The 22,513-nt window shown below is 41.4% G+C and carries 15 protein-coding genes and 3 tRNA genes; 9 read left to right on the top strand and 9 right to left on the bottom strand.

Translation table 11 applies throughout. The features are described from left to right. Position 1: 1 nt before the first annotated feature. The 5 genes from C3007_RS08795 to wecA all read right to left on the bottom strand — a co-directional run bounded on the left by C3007_RS08795 (position 2) and on the right by wecA (position 2,322). Positions 2–78, bottom strand: a tRNA-Pro gene (locus C3007_RS08795). Between the two features lie 8 nt (positions 79–86). Beyond that, positions 87–162: transfer RNA gene (locus C3007_RS08790), tRNA-His, on the bottom strand. A gap of 22 nt (positions 163–184) precedes the next feature. Beyond that, positions 185–261, bottom strand: a tRNA-Arg gene (locus tag C3007_RS08785). 168 nt (positions 262–429) lie between these two features. Next, the gene (locus tag C3007_RS08780) at positions 430–1,242 is read right to left on the bottom strand and encodes a Wzz/FepE/Etk N-terminal domain-containing protein (protein WP_103854097.1); all 813 of its coding nucleotides are present in this window, start codon (positions 1,240–1,242) and stop codon (positions 430–432) included. A gap of 9 nt (positions 1,243–1,251) precedes the next feature. Further along, complete coding sequence (wecA, locus tag C3007_RS08775) at positions 1,252–2,322, bottom strand: UDP-N-acetylglucosamine--undecaprenyl-phosphate N-acetylglucosaminephosphotransferase (protein ID WP_165779973.1); 1,071 nt, start codon at positions 2,320–2,322, stop codon at positions 1,252–1,254. Positions 2,323–2,470: 148 nt separating this feature from the next. On the opposite strand from wecA, the gene hemL reads away from it, so the two are divergent. Next, positions 2,471–3,760, top strand: a complete 1,290-nt coding sequence (gene hemL, locus C3007_RS08770) for a glutamate-1-semialdehyde 2,1-aminomutase (RefSeq protein ID WP_103854096.1) — start codon at positions 2,471–2,473, stop codon at positions 3,758–3,760. 30 nt (positions 3,761–3,790) lie between these two features. Next, positions 3,791–4,651: a DMT family transporter gene (locus tag C3007_RS08765; protein ID WP_243397680.1), complete on the top strand. Its 861-nt coding sequence runs from the start codon at positions 3,791–3,793 to the stop codon at positions 4,649–4,651. Positions 4,652–4,706: 55 nt separating this feature from the next. Here C3007_RS08765 and glnD read toward each other — a convergent pair whose 3' ends face one another. Further along, complete coding sequence (glnD, locus tag C3007_RS08760) at positions 4,707–7,304, bottom strand: bifunctional uridylyltransferase/uridylyl-removing protein GlnD (RefSeq protein WP_103854095.1); 2,598 nt, start codon at positions 7,302–7,304, stop codon at positions 4,707–4,709. 442 nt (positions 7,305–7,746) lie between these two features. Then, positions 7,747–8,550: a type I methionyl aminopeptidase gene (gene map, locus C3007_RS08755; RefSeq protein WP_103854094.1), complete on the bottom strand. Its 804-nt coding sequence runs from the start codon at positions 8,548–8,550 to the stop codon at positions 7,747–7,749. A 137-nt stretch (positions 8,551–8,687) separates the two neighbouring features. Between map and erpA the strand changes: the two genes are divergently transcribed. The 3 genes from erpA to mrcB are packed head-to-tail and all read left to right on the top strand — an operon-like array spanning position 8,688 to position 11,814. Continuing rightward, a complete protein-coding gene (gene erpA / locus C3007_RS08750) occupies positions 8,688–9,029 on the top strand; it encodes an iron-sulfur cluster insertion protein ErpA (protein WP_103854093.1) in 342 nt (113 codons plus the stop codon). A 13-nt stretch (positions 9,030–9,042) separates the two neighbouring features. Continuing rightward, positions 9,043–9,402 carry a YacL family protein gene (locus tag C3007_RS08745; RefSeq protein WP_103854092.1) on the top strand — a complete coding sequence of 120 codons (360 nt, stop codon included), beginning with the start codon at positions 9,043–9,045 and terminating at the stop codon, positions 9,400–9,402. A 33-nt stretch (positions 9,403–9,435) separates the two neighbouring features. After that, positions 9,436–11,814, top strand: a complete 2,379-nt coding sequence (gene mrcB / locus C3007_RS08740) for a penicillin-binding protein 1B (protein ID WP_103854091.1) — start codon at positions 9,436–9,438, stop codon at positions 11,812–11,814. Positions 11,815–12,111: 297 nt separating this feature from the next. On the opposite strand, the gene C3007_RS08735 is transcribed toward mrcB, so the two are convergent. Further along, a complete protein-coding gene (locus C3007_RS08735) occupies positions 12,112–13,656 on the bottom strand; it encodes a peptide ABC transporter substrate-binding protein (protein WP_103854098.1) in 1,545 nt (514 codons plus the stop codon). 81 nt (positions 13,657–13,737) lie between these two features. Continuing rightward, entirely contained in the window at positions 13,738–14,100 is a 363-nt protein-coding gene (locus C3007_RS08730; RefSeq protein WP_103854090.1) for a YbaN family protein, read from the bottom strand. A 123-nt stretch (positions 14,101–14,223) separates the two neighbouring features. Between C3007_RS08730 and prlC the strand changes: the two genes are divergently transcribed. From prlC to C3007_RS08710, 4 genes are all read left to right on the top strand, one after another. Then, positions 14,224–16,266: an oligopeptidase A gene (gene prlC / locus C3007_RS08725; RefSeq protein WP_103854089.1), complete on the top strand. Its 2,043-nt coding sequence runs from the start codon at positions 14,224–14,226 to the stop codon at positions 16,264–16,266. Positions 16,267–16,453: 187 nt separating this feature from the next. Further along, complete coding sequence (locus C3007_RS08720) at positions 16,454–18,250, top strand: transferrin-binding protein-like solute binding protein (RefSeq protein WP_103854088.1); 1,797 nt, start codon at positions 16,454–16,456, stop codon at positions 18,248–18,250. 12 nt (positions 18,251–18,262) lie between these two features. Next, positions 18,263–20,815 carry a TonB-dependent hemoglobin/transferrin/lactoferrin family receptor gene (locus C3007_RS08715; RefSeq protein WP_165779972.1) on the top strand — a complete coding sequence of 851 codons (2,553 nt, stop codon included), beginning with the start codon at positions 18,263–18,265 and terminating at the stop codon, positions 20,813–20,815. Positions 20,816–20,871: 56 nt separating this feature from the next. After that, positions 20,872–22,290, top strand: a complete 1,419-nt coding sequence (locus C3007_RS08710; protein WP_103854086.1) for a surface lipoprotein assembly modifier — start codon at positions 20,872–20,874, stop codon at positions 22,288–22,290. Positions 22,291–22,513: the final 223 nt, after the last annotated feature.

Here is a 22,513-nt window from a genome sequence, read left to right as displayed (position 1 = left end):
GTGGTCGGCGAGATAGGATTTGAACCTACGACCAACTGGTCCCAAACCAGTTGCGCTACCAAGCTGCGCTACTCGCCGACAGAAATTGGGGTGGCTAATGGGACTTGAACCCACGACAACCGGAATCACAATCCGGGGCTCTACCAACTGAGCTATAGCCACCATTGTTGTATTGCATTGACTCTGGCGCGCTCGACAAGATTCGAACTTGCGACCTTTGGCTCCGGAGGCCAACGCTCTATCCAACTGAGCTACGAACGCGTTTTATATCTCACTGCGTCGTTGCGGGGCGTATATTAAGAGTTTCCAAATAGCTTGTCTAGTATTTTTTTATTTTTTTATCGCAAGATAGTTTTTTGTTCAATTTGTTTATAAAACATAAAATACTTGTCTATCTTTTATAAAACTCTTAAAAATCCAACCGCTCTTCTATTCTTCCACACTTTCTTTTTTAGTCTTTCTTGTGAATGTATTTGCTAGGAACATTCCAACAACTAACCCCAATCCTCCCACACACAACACCCAATATAACACCGAACGTTCAGGATTGAGTGGCTGGGTTGGGGATTTAAGGTAACGGTAAGCAGTCAAATTATTATCAAGGGGATTAACTGATTTCATCATATTCAATTTTCCTTGCCAATCTTGTGTACCAAGTGCGTTACCCTGCAAGGTTGCCCCTAACTTTAATTGGGCAGCACTATTTACCTGATTAAATAAATTTTTCCACTGCCCTATCAATTCATTATAAATGACCTCTCTTGCAGCAAGATTGCTTTGTGCTATAAATGCATTGAGCATTTCCAAAGCTTGCTTAGGATTATCTAACTGTATAGAAAGCGTTTCAGCCTGTCCTTTAAGTGCGGTGGAAAATTTTACTGTTTTTACTAACTGCTCAAGCAATGCCTCATCATTTTGTACATTCCCTGTTTCTCTTTGTTTATAGTAAGAGCTTTCTAGCCAAAATTGACGAATATTATCGTAAGCAGAAAGCTGACGTTTAAATTCATCATACACTTTATTCACTAACAATGTTTCAGGCTCGTTTTTACCTTGGATAAATTGATACATTGAAGCTAAGGCATAATAGTTGCCTAATTGATTTGTGGTTGGCTGATAGATCTTTGCTTCTGCTTTCCATTGTGGCTTTTGCAAGAAACTTGCGCCATACCCAGCTAAAGCAAAAATGATCGTCACTAAAATAATGATAAAAGATTTCTTTGCTGCATTTTGTGATTGCATTCCTTTCTCCTATTGTTGTGCTAAACGGCGATGACGGCGTTTTATTCTTCTTACCCAACGGGTGATGCGCCATGCTCTGGCGATAGAAAAAACATAAATGAAAAATAATAGAATAAAGCCGACAAACATTATCCATTCATTGATGTAATAAACTTCGCCTAAAATACCAAAACCTGCGCATAGCGCGGCGATAAAGGTGATTAATAAAAAGGCTTGGCGTGAGCTTAGCCCTGCGCGCACCATTAAATGGTGAATATGCAGCCTGTCTGGGCGGAATGGGCTTTTGCCTTTGCGTAAGCGGCGGTAAATAATGGCGATCATATCAATCACGGGAATGGCGATAATCCATAGTGCGGTGATTGGGTTCATTGGGTGACCTTTGCCCTGCGTGCTAAGTAGCAAGATCCAAATAATGGTAAAGCCGATCAACGTGCTGCCTGCATCACCCATAAACACTTTAAATCTTGTGCCAAAAGGAATACCAAGATTGAGCATTAAATAAGGCAAAATAGCGATGATTAAGGCGAAACTCCAATAGGCGAGATCCATTTGGTTATCCATTATCAGCAAGATGCCAATCGCACCAAACGCCACGCTGGATAAGCCGCCGAGCAAGCCGTCTATGCCGTCTATCATATTGAACGCGTTGATCACTGCGATGGTGGCGAACACCGTGATCATCAAGCCGATTGAGCCGAGCGTTAATTGGAACGGGCCTAAAATTTGTCCAAGATGATCGAGATAAATATTGCCCATATCGATCATTAAAATAGCGAGAAAGGCTTGGATTCCTGCGCGAATGAATGGGCTGATGTCAAAGCGATCGTCTAAAATACCAATGGCTAACAGCACAAAAATGCTGAAAAGATAGAGCGCTGGCAGCCGCATTTGATCCCATTCTAAAAAATAGAACACGCAGTTACCGATAAATAGCGAAATGCCCCCAATCAGGGGGATTGCCCCTTTGTGGCGTTTGCGGTAATTTGGTTTATCCACTAAACCGATTTTTTGCGCAATCGGACGCATAGCAAATAAAGAGAGCAGTGCGCCGAGAAATGTGAGCAGAAAACTCAACAACATAATGAATAATTTCAGTAAAAAATGAGTGGCGAAAGCATACCATAAAGGCAAAAGTGCGCATAAATATTTTTATAAATTTACTTAGTTTTACAGTACAATACTCCACAATTTTGACCCATTTTTGATAAAACCAAATTAAGGACAAACAATGAACCATTCAGAAAATTTCTTTTCCCAAGCACAAAAAGTGATCCCTGGTGGGGTGAATTCCCCTGTTCGTGCGTTTAATGGGGTTGGCGGCACGCCAGTATTTATTGATCGCGCTGAGGGTGCTTATATTTTTGATGCAGACGGCAAGCAGTACATTGATTATGTAGGATCTTGGGGGCCTATGATTTTAGGCCATAACCACCCAGCCATTTTAAGTGCGGTGTTAAAAACCGCAGAAAAAGGCTTGAGCTTTGGTGCACCTACGCCGTTAGAAATTGACTTGGCAGAGCTGGTTTGTCAGCTTGTGCCTTCGATCGAAATGGTGCGAATGGTGAGTTCAGGAACAGAGGCCACAATGTCGGCCATTCGTTTGGCGCGCGGTTATACCAAACGAGATAAAATCATCAAGTTTGAAGGTTGCTACCACGGCCATTCTGATAGTTTGCTAGTGAAAGCAGGCTCAGGCGCGCTAACCCTTGGTCAGCCAAGTTCCCCTGGTGTGCCTGCTGATTTTGCTAAACACACCTTAACTTGCGAATACAACAATATTGATTCTGTTAAGCAAGCCTTTGAGCAATATCCTGATGACATCGCTTGTGTGATCATTGAGCCAGTGGCGGGCAATATGAACTGTATTCCACCAAAAGCAGGCTTTTTACAACAACTGCGTGAACTTTGTGATCAATATGGCGCATTGTTAATTATTGACGAAGTGATGACAGGCTTTCGCGTGGCATTAGGCGGTGCGCAGCAATATTATGGCGTAACCCCTGATTTAACCACCCTTGGTAAAGTGATCGGTGGTGGAATGCCAGTGGGCGCATTTGGCGGTAAAAAAGAAATTATGCAATATATCGCGCCAACTGGTCCTGTTTATCAGGCAGGAACGCTTTCAGGCAACCCAATCGCAATGGCGGCAGGGCTTGCTTGTTTAACCGAGCTGAAAAAAGCCGGCAATGAACAGCGTCTGGCTGAGCAAACAGAAAAATTAGCCCTTGGCTTAAAAGCACTCGCCGATAAACACGGCATTCCATTTGTGGTGAATTATGTGGGCGGAATGTTTGGTATTTTTTTCACCGATCAGCCTGAAGTTAGCACTTATCAGCAAGTGATGAAATGTGATGCGGAAAAATTCAAACAGTTTTTCCATAAGATGCTTGAACAAGGTGTGTATCTTGCGCCATCTGCTTATGAGGCGGGATTTATGTCTTTAGCGCATAGCGATGAAGATATTGAACGCACCTTGCAAGCCGCCGATAAGGCTTTCGCTGCAATGAAAACGGCGTAACGAAAAATAGCAACGGGCATAGGGGGGAAAGTGGAAAACGCGAACAAACAATATCAGCTGGCTTTGCTCAAAGTGCATAGCACCGCGGTGTTATTTGGTTTAACTGGCGTGCTAGGCGTGCTTATTGAAAGCAGCGCAGGCGTGTTGGTGTTAGGGCGCGTTTTTATCGCACTAGCGGCGCTTTCCCTCTTCTTCCTGTATAAGAAAATGCCCTTAACCAAACTTTCCACACAAGGCATTTTGTTGCAATTTGTGCTAGGCAGTTTGCTCACCGCCCATTGGGTTACCTTTTATATTGCGGTGAAAGTAGGCGGTGTGGCAGTGGGAACGCTGGGCTTTGCCAGTTTCCCTGCCTTTGTGTGCTTATTTGAAATGCTGATTTTCAAAGTGCGGTTGAAATTGCGCGAGTTTTTCTTATTACTCGCCATTACGCTTGGTTTAATCCTTGTTACGCCCGCTTTTGAATTTGGTAACCAATCCACACAAGGGCTGTTATGGGGCATTTTTTCCGGTGCAATTTACGGCTTGCTTGCGGTGCTAAACCGCAAAAATCGCGGCACACTTTCAGGCAGCCAAGCCAGCTGGTGGCAATATTTGGTGGGCGTTATCGTGCTTTTACCGTTTTATGCCAACGAATTACCGAGCGTATCGTTGCAAGATTGGTTTTGGATCGCCTGCATTGGCTTGCTCTGCACCAGCCTTGCGTACACCCTGTTTGTATCCAGCCTTGATGTACTCAGCGCCAGAACCGCCGCAATGATTATTTCCCTTGAGCCCGTTTACGCCATTTTAATCGCGTGGCTGTGGCTCAATGAAGTCCCAACACTCACAATGCTACTCGGCGGCGCAATCATCATCACCGCCGTAGCCTTAGAAAATTTGCGTAAATAATAAGCAAAAAAAAAATCCGCAAAAAAGCACCGCTCTTTCAAAAAGCGGTGTTTAATTATATAGATGCTAAAATCTGCTGTTCTAACACTTCCCTTTCCTGTTCCGACAAAGCCTTGCCATAGCGATTAGTTAAAATAAAGAAATCTTCTGCTTTTTCGCCAATGGTGGTGATTTTGGCATTTTGAATATTAAGCTGAAGGGCGGTGAAAATTTGGCTGATTTCTGCCAAAAGCCCTGCTTTATCCAAGGCGAATAGCTCCATTTCTGTGTGCGTGGTTTTGGCCAAATGCAAGAATCGCACTTCGGTTTTTACCCGAAATGGTTTAAGTTGATGATTTTTCATCGTGCTGACTTTGGCAATTTTGTTTGCGTTCAAGGCTTTTTGCAGGGCGTGTTCTAGCTCACGGCGGCGATCAAATTTGGCAAGCGAGCCGTCTAATTCGGTTACAATAAAACTATCGAACACTTTGCCGTCTTCTGCTGTGAGAATTTGCGCATCGTGAATGCTAAAACATTTCGCGCCAATAGTACTCACCACTTTATGGAACAAGTTGGCTTGATCTTCACAATGAATAAACACTTCCGTGCCACCTGAGGAAAAACGGTTGCTAATTTTTACCACATTTTGCCCCGCACTTTGCTTGCGGCTTTCGGCGATTAGCCCAGTATGCCAGCAAATTTGTTGTGGATTGTTGCGTAAAAAATAATCTGGCGGGAAAGTTTGCCATAATTGGTGAATGGCGTCTTGCGCAAGATCGGGCTGGGCTTTTTGTAATAAAACCAAAGCCTGATTTTTATGCTGGGCGATTTTATCTTGATTATCCAACAAGCTGGCCATTCCTAAATTAAATTGTGCCGTGGTGGATTGATAAAGCCTTGTTAATAAAGAGCGTTTCCAGCTATTCCAAAGGGTTTCGTTGGTGGCACAAATATCTGCCACGGTTAAACAAGTGAGTAAATCAAGGCGTTGCTGGGTTTTCACTTCTTCGGCAAAGGCAAGGACAATATTGGGATCGTCAATATCGCGCCGTTGTGCCGTAACGGACATCAATAAATGCTGCGCCACAAGCCATTGCATTAATTCACTCTCTTGGCTTGAAAAGCCGTGTAGCCGAGCAAAATCCGCCATATCTTGCGCGCCAAGTTCAGCGTGATCACCACCACGCCCTTTGGCAATATCGTGGAATAATCCAGCGAGATAAAGCAACGTGCGCTGTGATAATTGGGCAAAAATGGAATAACAAATCGGGTGCGCCGTTTGGCTTTCTGGCTGAGTAAAACTTTCTAATTTTTGCATTACGCGCAAGCTATGTTCATCAACAGTATAGCTATGAAATAAATCAAATTGCATCAGCCCTTCAATGTGCTGCCATTGCGGTAAATAGATGCGTAACACGCCGTATTGGTGCATTGGTAAAAAAGCCCGTTGCACGCAATGAGGCTGTTCAAATAAGCGTAAAAATTTTGCTCTACCTTGTGCATTTTCGCTTAAATAGCCGTGAAATGTTTCAATCGTGCGGATTAATTGGCGTAACGTGCTGGAATGAATTTCCGCCGTTGGATATTGTGTAAGATAGAAAAACAAATCGAGCATACTGTCAGGCTGTTGCTGAAAACAGTCTTTTTGCGTTAAGCAAATGGCGTTATTGGCAAGGTGAAAATGGCGATCCAGCGGAAAACAAGTTTGCTGGCTTGGCTTATCGATAAAATGTTCCCGATAATGCTTGGTTAAAATGTGAGTGAGCGTGGCAATGGTTTGTAAGGCTTGGAAAAAAGCTTTCATCATTTTTTCCACTGCTTGGTTGCCCTCCCCTTGATAGCCGAGCAATTCGCTCACTTTCACTTGGCGATCAAATAACAATCGGTTGTCGTAACGCTTTAAAATTAAATGTAAAGCGAACCGCACTTTAAACAGAAACTGTTGTTTTTCTTGTAATAAATCGTATTCTTCAGGATAAATAAAACCAGTTTGCAAAATATCTTGCAAGTTTTTTGCCCCTGTGTGGCGCAGGGCAAGCCAATACAACAAATGCAGATCACGCAAACCACCAGGGCTATATTTTATATCGGGTTCAAGATTATAGCTGGTGTTGTGATAGCGTTGATAGCGCGCATTTTTTTCGGCGATTTTGGCTTGATAAAAATCCGCCAGACGCCAAAAATCAGGTTGCATTAAAAGTGCGGTGAGTTTTTCAAATAATTTTTCATTACCGCATAAATAACGGCTTTCAAGCAAATTGGTGGCGATAGAAATATCTTCTCGCCCAGCTTGTTCGCATTCAGCCAAGGTGCGAACGGAATGCCCCACTTCAAAACCGCAATCCCATAAAAATTGCACAAATTCACGGATTTGTTGTTGAATTTCTTCGCTAGTCTGTGATTTTGTTAAAATCAAAAAATCCAAATCCGACAAAGGAAACATTTCCCCACGCCCATAACCGCCCACTGCAATCAGGCTAAGATCCTGATATTGATCCAGCCTAAAGTGCGCCCAAAGATGTCGCAATAAATCATCATAAAACTGTGTACGATTTTCTAGTAATTGATAGACGGAAGATTGCTGGAACTCAGCAAGCTCAAGGTTTTTCAGCTGATCTTTTTGCTGTTTGACGGATTGAATACTAAGTGGGGTTGTGGGCGAGTAGGTAAACATTTGGGCTTGTTCCTTTGGGGCTATTCAGCTTCAGGCAGACACACAGGTCTGTCCCTACATGGCATTGGTAATTTAACAAAACCATAGGGGCGAACCTATGTGTTCGCCCATTTCTATTTTCCGCTTGCTGTTCAGAACACCTTATTCGGACAGACACACAGGTCTGTCCCTACATTATGCATTGGTAATTTAACAAAACCGTAGGGGCGAACCTATGTGTTCGCCCGTTTCTATTTTACCGCTTGCTGTTCAGAACACCTTATTCGGACAGACACGCAGGTCTGTCCCTACATTGCATTGGTAATTTAACAAAACCGTAGGGGCGAACCTATGTGTTCGCCCATTTCTATTTTGCCACTTGCTGTTCAGAACATCTTATTCGGACAGACACACAGGTCTGTCCCTACATTGCATTAATCATTCAATGAAATTGTAGGGGAGATTATGCATTCACCATAAAACGCTGAATGCGTCCTGCTTTTTCTTCTTCCTCGCGGATAGTCATTACTTCACAGCCATCAGCGGTAACAACAATTTGATGCTCAAATTGTGCGGAATGGCTGCGATCTTTGGTTTTTACTGTCCAACCATCGCCCATTAGGCGCACTTCACGTTTGCCCGCGTTGATCATCGGTTCAATGGTGAACACCATTCCTTCTTTCAGGATCACGCCGCCGTCATCACCGTCATAATGTAGCACTTGTGGATCGTTGTGAAATTCCGTGCCGATACCGTGTCCGCAATATTCACGCACCACGCTAAAGCCTTGTGATTCTGCATATTTTTGGATCGCTTTGCCGATTTCTCTTAAGCGAATCCCTGGTTTGACCGTGCGTAAACCTATATATAGAGCTTCTTGGGTGGCGTCCACTAATTTTTTGCTGCGAATGCTTGGTTCGCCAACGATAAACATTTTGGAATTATCGCCGTAGTAGCCATCTTTGATCACGGTAACATCAATGTTCACAATATCACCGTTTTTTAGCTGTTTTCCTTCACTTGGAATGCCGTGGCACACTACTTCGTTAATGGAAATACAAGTGGCTTTCGGGAAGCCGTGATAGCCTAAGCAAGCTGGGATCACTTTTTGTTGTTCTACCATATACTCGTGGCAAATGCGATCTAATTCCCCAGTAGTTACGCCTGCTTTCACATAGGGTTCGATCATTACTAACACGTCTGAAGCCAATTTGCAGGCTTCGCGCAGTTTTTCGATTTCTTGTTCTGTTCTAATTGGAATTGCCATAACTTCTCCTTGACAAAAATTTGTGTGGTATTTTACCACCTTTCCGTTGAAAAATCCTTGATAAATTCTTGAATGGTTTACTTGGTTATTAGATAATAGCCAACTTAAAATTTACAAGGATACAAGCGAGATAAATTATGACAGATATGGCAATCCCTTTAACTTTTACCGATGCGGCTGCCAATAAAGTAAAAGCCTTGATTACAGAAGAAGAAAATAGCGAGCTTAAATTACGTGTTTATATCACAGGCGGCGGTTGTAGCGGTTTCCAATATGGTTTTACTTTTGATGAAAAAGTAAACGAAGGCGATCTCACCATTGAAAATTCCGGTGTGCAGTTAGTGATTGATCCAATGAGTTTGCAATATTTAATTGGCGGCACGGTGGATTATACCGAAGGGCTAGAAGGCTCGCGTTTTGTAGTCAATAACCCTAACGCCACCACCACTTGCGGTTGCGGTTCATCTTTCAGTATCTAACCCAATTCGCAAAATGGATTATCAATTTTTTGCCCAAGGCGGACAGATTTCAGCCAAATGTTCAATGGGACACGAAGCCTTGGCAAATTGGCTTAATACAGAAGTGCGGTCAAATTCTCAGCTAATTTCCACCGCACTTTCTCTTATCAATCAAGCACGCCAAGCGCCAATGCAGGATTTTAAATTGCTCGGTGCAGAATACAGTGTATTTATCAGCGCAGATGAAGTGATGGTGCGCGCGAATAATCTTTCTATCGATGAACAGCAAGAACTTGAGCAAGATTTCCATTATTATGATGAAGAAAGTTTAGCTTTTTGTGGTTTGGAAGATTTTGAGCAGTTTTTACAATCTTATTTATCCTTTAACCGCTAAGGTTCGGGCCAGATAACTAGGTATAACAGAGCAATGTCAGAAAGTAACTCAACGCCAGAAACACAACCAACGGCTGAAACAAATAAAACGGGCAAGCCCTCACGCAAAAAGCGTTTGCGTAATTTTTTGCTAAAAGTTGCGTTTGTCGTGGTGTGTTACATCATTTTTTACGGCATTTATTTAGACGGGCAAATTCGCTCCAAAATGGACGGACAAATCTGGCAGCTGCCAGCGGAAGTGTATAGCCGTATTGAATCCATTCGTTTAAGTGATGATCTTAGCCTTGAACAAGTGAAGCAACGTCTGCTCGAAAATGATTATCGCCAAACCACAATGGTGGCTGCACCGGGGGATTTCAAAATTGAAGATAACACCATTGTTTTGTTGCGTGGCGCTTTTCCATTTCCTGTTCAACCTGAAGCTCAGCGTGTTTTTCGCTTACGCTTTAAAGACAATAAATTAGCGGTGATCGAAGATTTGGTGAATGTGAAAGCCATTGATGAGTTTCCGCTCGCGCCAAAATTAATCGCAATGTTGCAATCAGAAAAAGAAGAGCGCTTAACCCTTTCTTTGCAAAATTACCCAAGATTATTGATTGATACCTTACTTTTAACCGAAGATCGCCGCTTTTATGAACACGAAGGCATAAGCCCTTTGGGCATTGCAAGGGCAATGGTGGCAAACTTTCAGGCAGGCCATCGTGTGCAGGGCGGAAGTACCTTAACGCAGCAGTTGGTTAAAAATCTTTTCCTTTCTAACGAACGCACCTTTACAAGAAAAATCAACGAAGCCTTGATGGCGTTGATTTTAGATTGGCGTTATGACAAAAACCGCATTTTAGAAACCTATCTCAACGAAATTTATCTCGGGCAAAACGGCAACACGCAAATTCACGGTTTTGAATTAGCGAGCCATTTTTATTTTGGTCGCTCAATTCGTGAAATTAATTTGGATCAAATCGCCTTATTGGTGGGAATGGTGAAAGGGCCTTCGCTCTATAATCCTTGGCGTAATCCTGAAAATGCCCTTGAACGCCGTAATGTGGTGTTGCGTTTATTGCTTGAACACAAAGTGATTGGGCAAGAACTTTACGATATGTTAAGTAAACGTCCTCTTGGCGTGCAAAAGCGTGGGCAAATTAATCGTAAATATCCAGCCTTTATTCAAACCTTACAGGCAGAGCTTCGCCAACAATTAGGTGAAAATCGGGCAAGCAGTTTATCTGGCACGCGCATTTTTTCTACCTTGGATATTAAACAGCAGCACTATGCAGAACAAGCGGTGATTAATGCGGTTTCTGAATTGCAGTTAAAATATAAAAATCCTTATTTAGAATCAGCAATGATCGTGGCAGATTATCGCAATGGTGAAATCAAAGCCATTGTGGGCGGTCTGCAAACCAACTATGCTGGCTTTAACCGTGCGTTAAATGCCAGACGACAAATTGGATCATTAGTAAAACCTTCAATTTATTTGACCGCACTTACTGAACCGAGCGAATTTCGTTTAAATACGCCAATTCAAAATCAGCCGATTACCATTCGCACCAAAGGCAGCCCACCTTGGCAGCCGCGCAACTACGATCGCCGTTATAGTGGCTCGGTGATGCTAATGGACGCGCTCGCTCGCTCATTAAACATTCCAACGGTAAATATCGGAATGAAAGTGGGCTTAAGCAAAGTGATTGAAACTCAAAAAGCGATGGGCTGGGATAAAGTGAAAATTCCAAAAGTGCCAGCGATGTTGTTGGGATCTTATTCGATCTCTCCTTATGAAGTAACGAAATTGTTCCAAACTATTGCAAACCAAGGGGCAAATATTCCTCTTGCCACCATTGATAGCATTACTAATCAGCAAGGGGAACTTATTTATCAGCGCCCAATGCAACCAGAACAAGTTGTGCCAGCGCAAGCCGCTTATGAAACCCTTTTTGCAATGCAACAAACCGTAGAACGCGGTACGGCGCGCAGTTTGCAAAATCAATTTGCTCATTTACGTCTAGCAGGTAAAACCGGGACGACAAACTCTGCGCGCGATACTTGGTTTGTGGGAATTGACGGCGAAAATGTTGCCACCGTTTGGCTTGGCCGTGATGACAATGGTGAAACGCGATTAACAGGCGCAACAGGCGCATTGCAGGTGTATAAAAACTATCTTCAACGCACGCAAGCGAAAACCTTACGCCCATCAACCCCAGCAGGCATTAAATGGGTTGGCATTAATAGCTATGGCGGTTGGGATTGCAGCAGTGCAAGGCAAATCCCAGTGTGGGCAGAGCGTAACCAATCTTTCTGCTCCGCACCAAGAGAAGCTGCGCCAGAACCGAAACGACAAAGCTTATGGGACGTGTTAAAACCCTCCACCTTAGGCGCTCAGCCTGCTCCAGTGGAAGAGGCAGTACCAGCCAATTAAGTATTAGCTAAGCAATAAAAAACCGCCGAAAGGCGGTTTTTTTGATATACTTCTTAACGGTTGGTCGGGTGTTGTAGCAAACCCGACTGGCACTCGGGTTAGCTACATCCTCCTAAATTTGACTAATCTAAGGAGGTGATTATGCGTGAGGTTATATAGGTTAATTTTAATCCTATTGATCATTCTGCTGCTGACCGCAGATACCACTATCGCAAGATAGACAACCAACCAAAGAGGTGGGCGAATTGCTCGCCTCTTTTTTGTATTGTAAGTCTATTCAAGGCATTTTTCAATGTCTTAATTTTCTTGTTTCACATCTTTACTATAAATCACATTAGTCGGATTTTGTTTATCAATGCCTTGTAAGTTGGGATTAAGATAAATTGGGGTTGTGTACTGAAAAACCGGTAAAACCACATTATCTTGCTGCAATAATTGGCTAACTTGTTGATAAAGTGCGGTGCGTTTTTGCGTAGAAATTGGTTGCAAACTTTGCTCTAGTAGTGCGTCCACTTTTTCATTGTGATAAGCGGATTTATTGTCTGGGCTTTTGGAATAAAAATTCATCAAAAATGCAGAAGGATCGTTATAATCGGCGCACCAGCCAGAGCGAATAATTTGAAAATCCCCTTTGGCGCGTTTTTCCAATAGGGTTTGCCAAGGCACGGGATCAGCCTGAATATGAATGAGATCTGATTGCGACCACATTTGCACTAAACGTTGTCCAATGGTGTGATTAAAGCCTTCTTGATCAAAGGTTAAACGCAACACCAGTGGGGATTTTTCAGTGATACCATTTTGCTGTAAAAGCTGTTCCACTAACACTGGCGACCACGCATTTTCAGGTTCGCCTTGCATTGATTGGGGCAGAAAATGATTGCTAGCAAGACGTGCCTGCTGTTCGCCACGCACTAAATTTCGTGCAGAAGCGAGAAAAACTAAGGATTTTCGCACCGCACTTTTGGCTAGCCTTGGATCGTTAAAATTAAATTCGTAGTAATAAGTACAAAGTTTTGGTAAATAGGCGACTTGCGCATTGCTTTGTTTGGGATTGGCAACAATATCAATGCCCGTTAAGTCTTGATTTGGTGTGAGTTTTTTATAATCAACCAAGGAAAAGGCGACCTTTTCAGCTTGCCAATAGTAAGGATTTTGCGCTAGATGAATCTCATCACCTTGCTGATTTTTCACATAATACGCGCCATTGCTCACAAAGCCTTGCTGTTCGCCAAAATACTGCGGTAATAAGGCAGGGTGCGCGAGCATTGCAGGCAGATGAGGCGTGGCTTTTTCTAAGCGGATTTGTAATTGCTGTTGGGATAAGGTTTGTACGCCGAGCTGTTCCACATCGGCTTGACCTTGCAGAACTTCCGCGGCCTGTTGAAGATTAATAAAGGCTAAGTATTCTTTTAGCGGACTGTTTGATGTGGCTAATTTTCGCCAGCTTTGCACGAAATCATCGGCTGTTACAGGCAAGCCATTTGACCATTTTGCCGATTCACGCAAGGTGAATGTCCAAACTTTGTTATCTTTCGTTTGCCAGCTCTGCGCAACGGCAGGGATCACGTTACCGTGCGGATCGTAAATTACCAAGCCTTCTAAAATATCACGCAAAAAATTCGCTTGTTCATCATTTTGCAATTTTTCTGGAGAAATCACTAAATCGCCATAAACACCGCGTACTAAGTGGGGAATACGCACTTCAGGCTCAGTGGTAGGCGTTTGTGTTGGTGCGGAATTAGGGATCGCAACCTGCTTTGGCTGATCGCAACTGGTTAAGGAAAAAATTGCGCAAAAAAGCACCGCACTTGGCAAAATAGTAGGACATTTAAATGATGGCATTGGCTTAAAGGCTGATGTAAAAATAGGGGCATTATACAAAAACGCCCCTTGATTACCAATTATTCTTTCCTTTCGTGTGCATTATTCTTTCAGGGTTTTAATCCAAAAGAAGAACACCCAATAATGAATCAGCAAGCCAAGCAAAATCGCCACTTTGCCAAACATTGTCGGCGTGAAATAAAAGCCGATCGCCAGCATTGTGGTGGATAAAATAAGGATACGGATTTTGGTTTTTAAGGTTAAAGCCCGTTGTTCGCTAAAAGATTGCAAATGTTTTTTATATAGCTCCGTTTGAATAATCCAGTTATGCAAGCGTTCAGAGCCTTGCGCAAAGCAAAACACGGTGAGCAATAAAAAAGGCGTGGTCGGCAGCAGGGGCAAAAATGCGCCAATAATGCCAAGCGCCAGTGAAATAAATCCTAAAATGATGTAAATTGCTTTCATTTTTCTTTCCAAATAAAAATTATTCTCAATTATCCATATTTTTTTAGATTTCTCAACCTTGATATTATAAAATCTCCCCTTATTTGTTAGCTTAATACTTTCTTTTAAAAGCAAGGAGCTTTTATGTCAAATCCATTGTTAGGCGAAACTCTCTTACCGCAGTTTTCGCAAATTAAACCTGAACATATTCAACCTGCAATTAGTCAATTAATTCAAGAAAATCGAGATACTGTAGAACAGGTTTTAAAACAACCGCACTTAACTTGGCAGAATTTTATTGAACCGCTTACTGAAAGTGGTGATCGCCTAAGCAAAGCTTGGTCGCCAGTGAGCCACTTAAATGCAGTAAAAAACAGCCCTGAATTGCGTGAGGCCTATCAAGCTTGCTTGCCATTGCTTTCTGAATATAGCACTTGGTTAGGGCAACACGAAGGCTTATATCAAGCCTATTTACAGCTTAAAAATAGCCCAGAATATGAAACCTACAGCGTGGCGCAGAAAAAGGCCATTGATAATGCGTTGCGCGATTTCAAATTGTCTGGTATTTCTTTGCCAGCCGAAAAACAAAAACGCTATGGTGAAATCGTAGCGCGTTTATCCGAATTAAGCTCACAATTTAGCAATAATGTGCTAGATGCCACAATGGGCTGGGATAAGGTTATCACGGATAAAAATGAATTAGCAGGCTTGCCAGAAAGCGCCTTGCAAGCGGCAAAACAATCCGCAGAAAGCAAAGGGATAGAAGGTTATCGCTTCACTCTCGAGTTTCCAAGTTATTTGCCGGTGATGACCTATTGTGAAAACCGTCAATTGCGTGAAGAAATGTACCGCGCTTTTGTAACTCGAGCTTCAGAACAAGGCCCGAATGCAGGGAAATGGGATAATTCCGCCATTATGCAAGAGAGCTTAACCTTGCGCGTTGAATTGGCGAAATTGCTTGATTTTGAGCATTACACTGAGCTTTCCCTTGCCACTAAAATGGCTGAAAATCCGCAACAAGTGTTGAATTTCCTCGATAATTTGGCAAGCCGTTCCAAAGCACAAGGACAACAAGAATTAGCGGAATTAGAAGCGTTTTGTAAAACGCACTTTAATATTACCGCACTTGAGCCTTGGGATATTGCGTTTTACAGCGAAAAACAAAAACAACATTTATACGCCATTAATGATGAAGAACTTCGCCCTTATTTCCCAGAAGATCGCGTACTTTCAGGCTTATTTGAGCTAATCAAGCGCCTATTTAATATGCGCGCCGTGGAACGTTTTGATGTGGATACTTGGCATAAAGATGTGCGTTTCTTTGATTTGATTGATAGCCAAGATCAAGTGCGCGGTAGTTTTTATTTAGACTTATACGCCCGTGAAAATAAACGTGGCGGTGCGTGGATGGACGACTGTGTTGGTCGCCGCCGTAAGGCCGATGGCACAATTCAACAACCAGTGGCTTATCTCACTTGTAACTTTAACGCACCAGTGGGTGATAAACCCGCATTATTCACTCACGATGAAGTCACCACCTTATTCCACGAGTTTGGACACGGCATTCATCATATGCTCACACAAATTGATGTCGCAGATGTGGCTGGCATTAATGGTGTGCCTTGGGACGCAGTGGAATTACCAAGCCAATTCTTAGAAAACTGGTGTTGGGAAGAAGACGCGCTTGCCTTTATTTCAGGGCATTATGAAACTGGCGAACCACTACCAAAAGAAAAATTGCAACAGTTGCTTAAAGTGAAAAACTTCCAAGCGGCAATGTTCGTGTTACGTCAGCTTGAATTTGGGTTATTTGATTTCCGTTTGCACCATTATTTTGATGCGAACCAGCCAAATCAAATTTTAGACACCTTAAAACAAGTGAAAGAAGATGTGGCAGTGATTAAAGGTGTGGATTGGGCCAGAAATCCGCATAGCTTTAGCCATATTTTTGCCGGCGGTTATGCAGCGGGCTATTACAGCTATTTATGGGCAGAAGTGCTATCGGCAGATGCATTCTCGCGTTTTGAAGAAGAAGGCATTTTCAACCCCGTAACCGGGCAATCTTTTCTTGATGAAATTCTCACCCGTGGCGGTTCAGAAGAGCCAATGGCGTTATTCAAACGCTTCCGCGGCAGAGAACCACAATTAGATGCCTTGTTAAAACATAAGGGAATTTCAACTCAATAGCATTCACTTCTCCTCAGGGTGCATAGCTAAGATCTATGCACCTCATTCATCATATCTATAAATATCACCACTAAGCATTATTGAAATAGCATTTCATAGAATCTTCCTCATTCTTAAAATATTTTTTGATAATAATTCTTATTTATAATAAAATTAATGAGAATTATTACTAATAAGGAGATATTTTATGGAAATGAAGAAAACTATTCTATGCACGCTCAGTTCATTATTCTGCATAAGCTGTGCTTCTGGCGGCGGTGGATTTGAAGTGGAGAATGCTAACCCACCTAATGTTATTACTGATAATCAGCCTGCTAAACCTAGTTATGTCAATGAAAATAACGGCAAAAAACTAGAATCTCCTGCACCAGAGGATCTAAGTGAAATGGCTTGGGTAGCCACAACCCCTTGGGGAGCTGGCGGAGGCGGAGATGTTTTTGTAATGAATAGTGATTATGAATATGTAAAAACCCAAAAACGCATCATTAGCGATACACGCACTAACCTTAATCCAGCAGATTATGATGTTCTATTATTTAAAGGGGATTATCCTCTCACTCAAGATCATCAAGCCCATTCAGAGTCTATTCAAGTTATTGATGAAAATGGCAAAAAAGTATGGAAAAGAGCGGTGAAAGATATTTCACAAGTCTTTCCTATAGAGGACAAAGAGAAAGGCACAACCTTGGTTTTTTATTCTACAGAAGATCGTGTTAATTACATTTATCTCAAAATTACAGAGTATGGTGATGCAAAAGTCGGTTTTATTGAATTAATTGAACAAGATCCCAAAACCGTTCTTCCTAGAGGGCAAAGCTATAACAATATTTTTTATGCCATTCGCGAAAAAACAATGGATATGCCGGTGAAAGGAAAAGTAACTTATAACGGTGTTTGGGAATATGCAACCTATACCCCAGAAAAAAGTAGTGGTAGTGGTTCATACCACGAAACTGGCCAGCAAGCTGGCGGAACATCAAAACAAAACAAAGCTGTTTTTACTGTTGACTTTTCAAGTAAAACAGTAAGCGGACAACTTGATGCCATTGATGAAAATAATAAACGAATTGTTTATGATATTAATGCAACAATTACAGAAAATGGTTTCCGTGGTAATGCTACAAAAAATAGTCAGACCACCCTCTTTGCGAATGAAGGAAATAGCAATCCCCCATTACCAGAAAACGCAAAAGTATTAGGCTCCTTTGCAGGTAAAAAGGCAAAACAATTAGCTGGACGAGTATGGTCGGAAGACAATCATTTCGCTGGCGTTTTTGCGGCCAAGCAAAATTCAGAAGAGGGGGTTGAAACTGACGGTAAGCGTCTAAATGCTCAAACCTTGCCTTTCACCAATGAAGGAGATAGAAGCACCTTTGCTGAAAATAAACCACAATCACAAAATTTTTCTGGCGATATTAATACGCTTCAAATTGATGGCATTTTGGTTAATTTAGATACCACTAAAACAGACAATATATGCTGCGGAAATTTTAGCTTTTTACGTTTTGGCGTTGAAAACCACGAAATAAAACAAGTAGATAATCAAACTGATAAGAGAGGTAATCTATTTGTACAAGGCTATGTTACGCCTATTTCTGAAATTCCTTCAACTGGTGAAGTAAAATACCTCGGGCATTGGTATGGATTTGGTAAAGGTCAAGCTACTAATGTATCAAGACGTTATCAAGATGCTGAATTTACAGCAAATTTTGCTACTCGCCAAGTATCGGGCGAATTGAAAAATAATGGCGAAACGCCAGCCGTAAAATTTGAAAACCTCGCTATAACAGACAATGGCTTTACTGGAAAAGCAAATCTCGCCGTACACGATGGTAATACTACGGGATCTGGTTCTGTTATTACTGGTGAAGCAAATGTCGTTGGTCATTTTTACGGTACAAACGCCAATGAAATTGGGGGAACTGTAATCAAAGAAGACAAAACTTTCGGTGCCGTTTTTGGTGGGAAACAAATTCAACAATAAAAGGAAATGACAATGTCAGCAAATAACACTATTTTTCTAATAAACAGAATAAATCTCGTTTTTTGTCTTTTTTGTACCGCACTTTATGCTCAAGCTAATAATCAACAAAATGTTTTAGAAGAGCCTGATTCCACAACACTAGAGACAATTTATGTTAAAGAAAAATTTGAAAAACAGAAACAAAACGTTTCAGGCTTAGGAGAGGTACGCAAGAATCAGGCTCAAATACAAAATGAGCAAATAGAAAACATTCGCGATATCACCCGCTACGATCCCGGCATCTCCATTACTGAAGCAGGAGGACGAGGAACAACGCGGGGATTCTCTATACGCGGTGTTGACCAAGATCGCGTAGCCATTGATCTAGATGGATTAGGTGCTTCATCAACCTTAAAAAGACATGATGCGAGCGGTACATTTTCAATGTTATCAGCCTCTTCAAAAAATGATGTTGAATATGAAGATCTTCGACTTCTTGATCTGCGAAAAGGGGCATCATCTGCAGAATCGGGTAGTGGCGCATTAGGCGGTGCGGTATCAATGGAAACAAAAAATGTTGATGATTTTTTACAGCCCGATCAATCCATAGGTGGCCGTTTTAAAGCCGACTATACCTCTAAAGATAAGCGTAAATTATACAGTGGTGGACTCGCTTTCCGAGCTGGGAAATTCGATGGATTTGTGCAATATTCTCATCGTAATGGTCATGAAGTTCAAGCTCATAAAGATCTTTATAAAGGAAGCCTTTTCATTGCTAATTACGCCGATCCTGTCGATCCTATTATGAATAAAAAAGGACGTTGGGTGAGTATGGAAGAAGTTAGTGGAGTACGTCGCCGTATCCCGAATCCACTCGATTATGAAAGTGATTCATTACTCAGTAAATTTGGCTGGCATTTTACCCCACAACATTACTTAGGTATCGTAATAAATCGGACTAAACAACAATATAAAATGCGCGAAATGCAGCGCCCAAACTATTATAATGGTCGAGAGAAGCATCTGATTAATGGCGTACTCTACCCTGAATCCCCTTTCTATGATGAAATCTCAACAAAACGGATTCAATATACCCCTTCGCAATTTTATTTTGATACTCATCAAAATAATAGAATTGGATTAGAGTACCGTTTTGATGCAAAAGATGAAGCAGCTTGGGTAAACTCTGCGGTGGTTCGTTTTGATAAGCGTGATCTGATTATGCAATCAGAAGTGAAGCGGTTAAATTGTGCTAAGTGGCCTTCAGTCGATGCGAATTGCTGGGCAACTGAAGAAGGGCAAAAATCTTGGCATCATATCGTTAATAGCAAACAAACAGACTATCGCTTCGATCTCAATTTGAATAAACTCTGGGAATGGGGAGAAACAGGACATGATACCCGAGTGGTTCTCGGCACAATATTGAGTAAGCATCATTTTTATGATTACGATCGTTTTAGTGACATCATTTATAAACGTGTCGGCTCAGGATCTCGTGAATTTGCTGGTAAACACCATATTGATTTTCACCCAATTAGTCCAATAAAAAGTCGCCATTATTTTATAGGTATAAGCGACTCTATCACGCTAGGACAAAAATGGTTTATCTCTAGTGCATTACGTTATGATCACTATCAATTTAAAGGTAACCCTACCCTTGAGGAACAGCAACGCTCTATTCAATTCAAACAAAGTAAATACCAAAACCTCTCTTGGGATCTGGGTATAAAATATCAAATTATCGAACCATTAGCCCTTACTTACCGTAATAGTAGTGGATTTAGAATCCCTTCTGTGTATGAACAGCTAGGTCCTGATCTCAATGCCTATGGACATTCAATCCAAGGAAAATTAGACAAAGAGTACTCACGCAATCAAGAAATTGGTGCAGAATTTGAATACAAAGCATTACGCCTAAAAAGCAGTTATTTCTGGGCAACCTATAAAAATATGATCGCTCTTGCCTCTTTAAAAAAACCTACAGGGCAAGGACGAGGTGATCTATTCTATTACAATACGCAAGATATCAAAGTACGTGGCTATGATATTAGTGCCAATTTAGATCTATATAGTTTATGGGAACGCTTTCCTGAAGGAATTAATCTCTTTGCTAAAATTAGTAAAACGCAGCAAATTGGCGGACCAGCCAAAATGCCTGAAGGATATGAAGGAAGGGCATACTCCCTTGATTCTATTCAACCATTACGCGTGGTCTATGGAATCTCTTACCTCTCACCAGAAGAAAAATGGGGGCTTAACTTCGTTACAACCTATTCCAAAGGCAAAGATAGTGGAGAATTGGTTGCCCAAGATAGTTCACCTTTAGGCGTGATAGAAGAAAGCCGTTCTCATATTAAAACAAAATCTTGGATCATTGCCGATCTCACTGGGCATTATCGATTTAATAAATATATGACATTCCGAGCAGGGATCTATAATTTATTTAATTACCGCTATGTGACTTGGGAATCCGCTCGACAAACAGTATGGAATGGCAGTTTAGAAACTAATTTAGATACCCCAAACTACTCTGTCGTAGCCGCCCCTGGACGTAACTTTTTTGCAGGACTAGAAATTAAATTTTAATAAGTGATTAAATGCGGTATGCCATAGGCATACTGCATTTTATTGAGTAATGAGCAATGAAAAAAATAATATTCCTAACTCTTCCCCTTACTCTATCGAGTAAAATATGGGCTTTACCACAAGATATGGCCATAAAAGAAGCCCCTGAATTAAATTACGAGGCTATCAATATTCATCATTCTTCCTCTTATTGGCAAGACACCCCAAAATCCTCTTCAGAACCCCGTAAAATTAAGGCAGAGCAATTGCGTTATGCGCCAGAATTGCTACAAAGAGTAATAAACATTGCAGTTCAGCAAGAATATATTCCACTACTGACAAAAATTCTTCCTATCTATGAAACAAGTGCTAACCCAAGCCCAATTATCATCGCTTATGCAAAAGGGTTAATAGCAAAATCAACACAACAATATCCCTTAGCCATAAACCAATTTACAAAAGTAGAAAAACTCCAGCCTAATTCAGAAAAAGCCATTTTTCATCATATTGACAGCCTACTGCTAGATCAACAAATCTGGCTGGCCTCAAAACTTGTTCAGCAACATCTATCAACACCCTCTCTACCATTCCGTCTTCAACTAGAGAAAATAGATCAATATCTCCAATCTCGTAAAGAATGGAAATACTATCTTAGAATCGAATTTCTCAATGATAAGAATATTAATAATGCACCAGATAAAGCAAAAGTTGGCTCATTTTCATTCGAAAAGCCCCTTGCAGATAAAGGGTTAAGCTATCAATTTGGCAGTCAAAAAACTTTTTTTATGCCAAATGGTTTTTATACTCAATGGCAAACTGATTTTATCGGAAAAATATACCGCACTTATCACCAATACAATGATTTTTATGGGCGAATAACGATGCCTTTCGGCTATGCCAATTATCATCATCAATTTACACTAGAGCCTTATACAGGACTACGCATTTTTGCCGAGAAACCTTACACTAACCATTTTGGTATAACAACCAGCTGGCAATATCAATGGACGAACAATTTTCGCAGTAAAATTGCATTTAATTATGCAACTGAACGGTATCGGCAGAAACAATATAAACATCTCACAAACTACACACAAAATCTATCGTTGAGTGGCACTTGGACAATTAACTCAAAATGGTATGCTGGCATCTCTGCTGAGATAGGTAAAAAATATGCCACCGATTATCCACAAGATCGATATATAAAATATCGGGCCAATATCAATATAGGCTATCAAAACCAAAATATTGGCGCTCGTTTACGCCTTGCTCGCGAACAGAAAAACTACCAAGCACCATTCTACTGGGGATTAAGTGGTAATGCCAAACGGCAGGATCGCGAAACACAATTTTCAGCATCAATCTGGTCCCCTCATATTCAATTTATGGGGATAATGCCAACATTAGGTTATAACTATCAACGTGTAAACAGTAACAGCTTAAATATTCCTTATCACAAACATAGCATCACATTTGAAATACAAAAAATATTTTAATGTGAATTCTCCTCTTAGCTTCTATGAGTCTTGGCGTTAATTAAGATAGTAAAAATCCCAAAGGAGAGCATTTGAGCTAGAAATTTAGGCCTATGCTCTCCTAAATAAGTAAAATTTATATTCAATGTAAAAGTATAAAAGTGCGGTTGTTTTTTCCTACATTTTAGGCTAACAAGGAATTACCTGATATTTATCACGTTATGACAATAATGGGATAAATTAA

Source organism: Avibacterium gallinarum (assembly GCF_002921135.1).
GTDB lineage: Bacteria > Pseudomonadota > Gammaproteobacteria > Enterobacterales > Pasteurellaceae > Avibacterium > Avibacterium gallinarum.
Note: the sequence above shows the minus strand (reverse complement) of the source record. Positions and strands in the feature narration are given on the sequence as shown.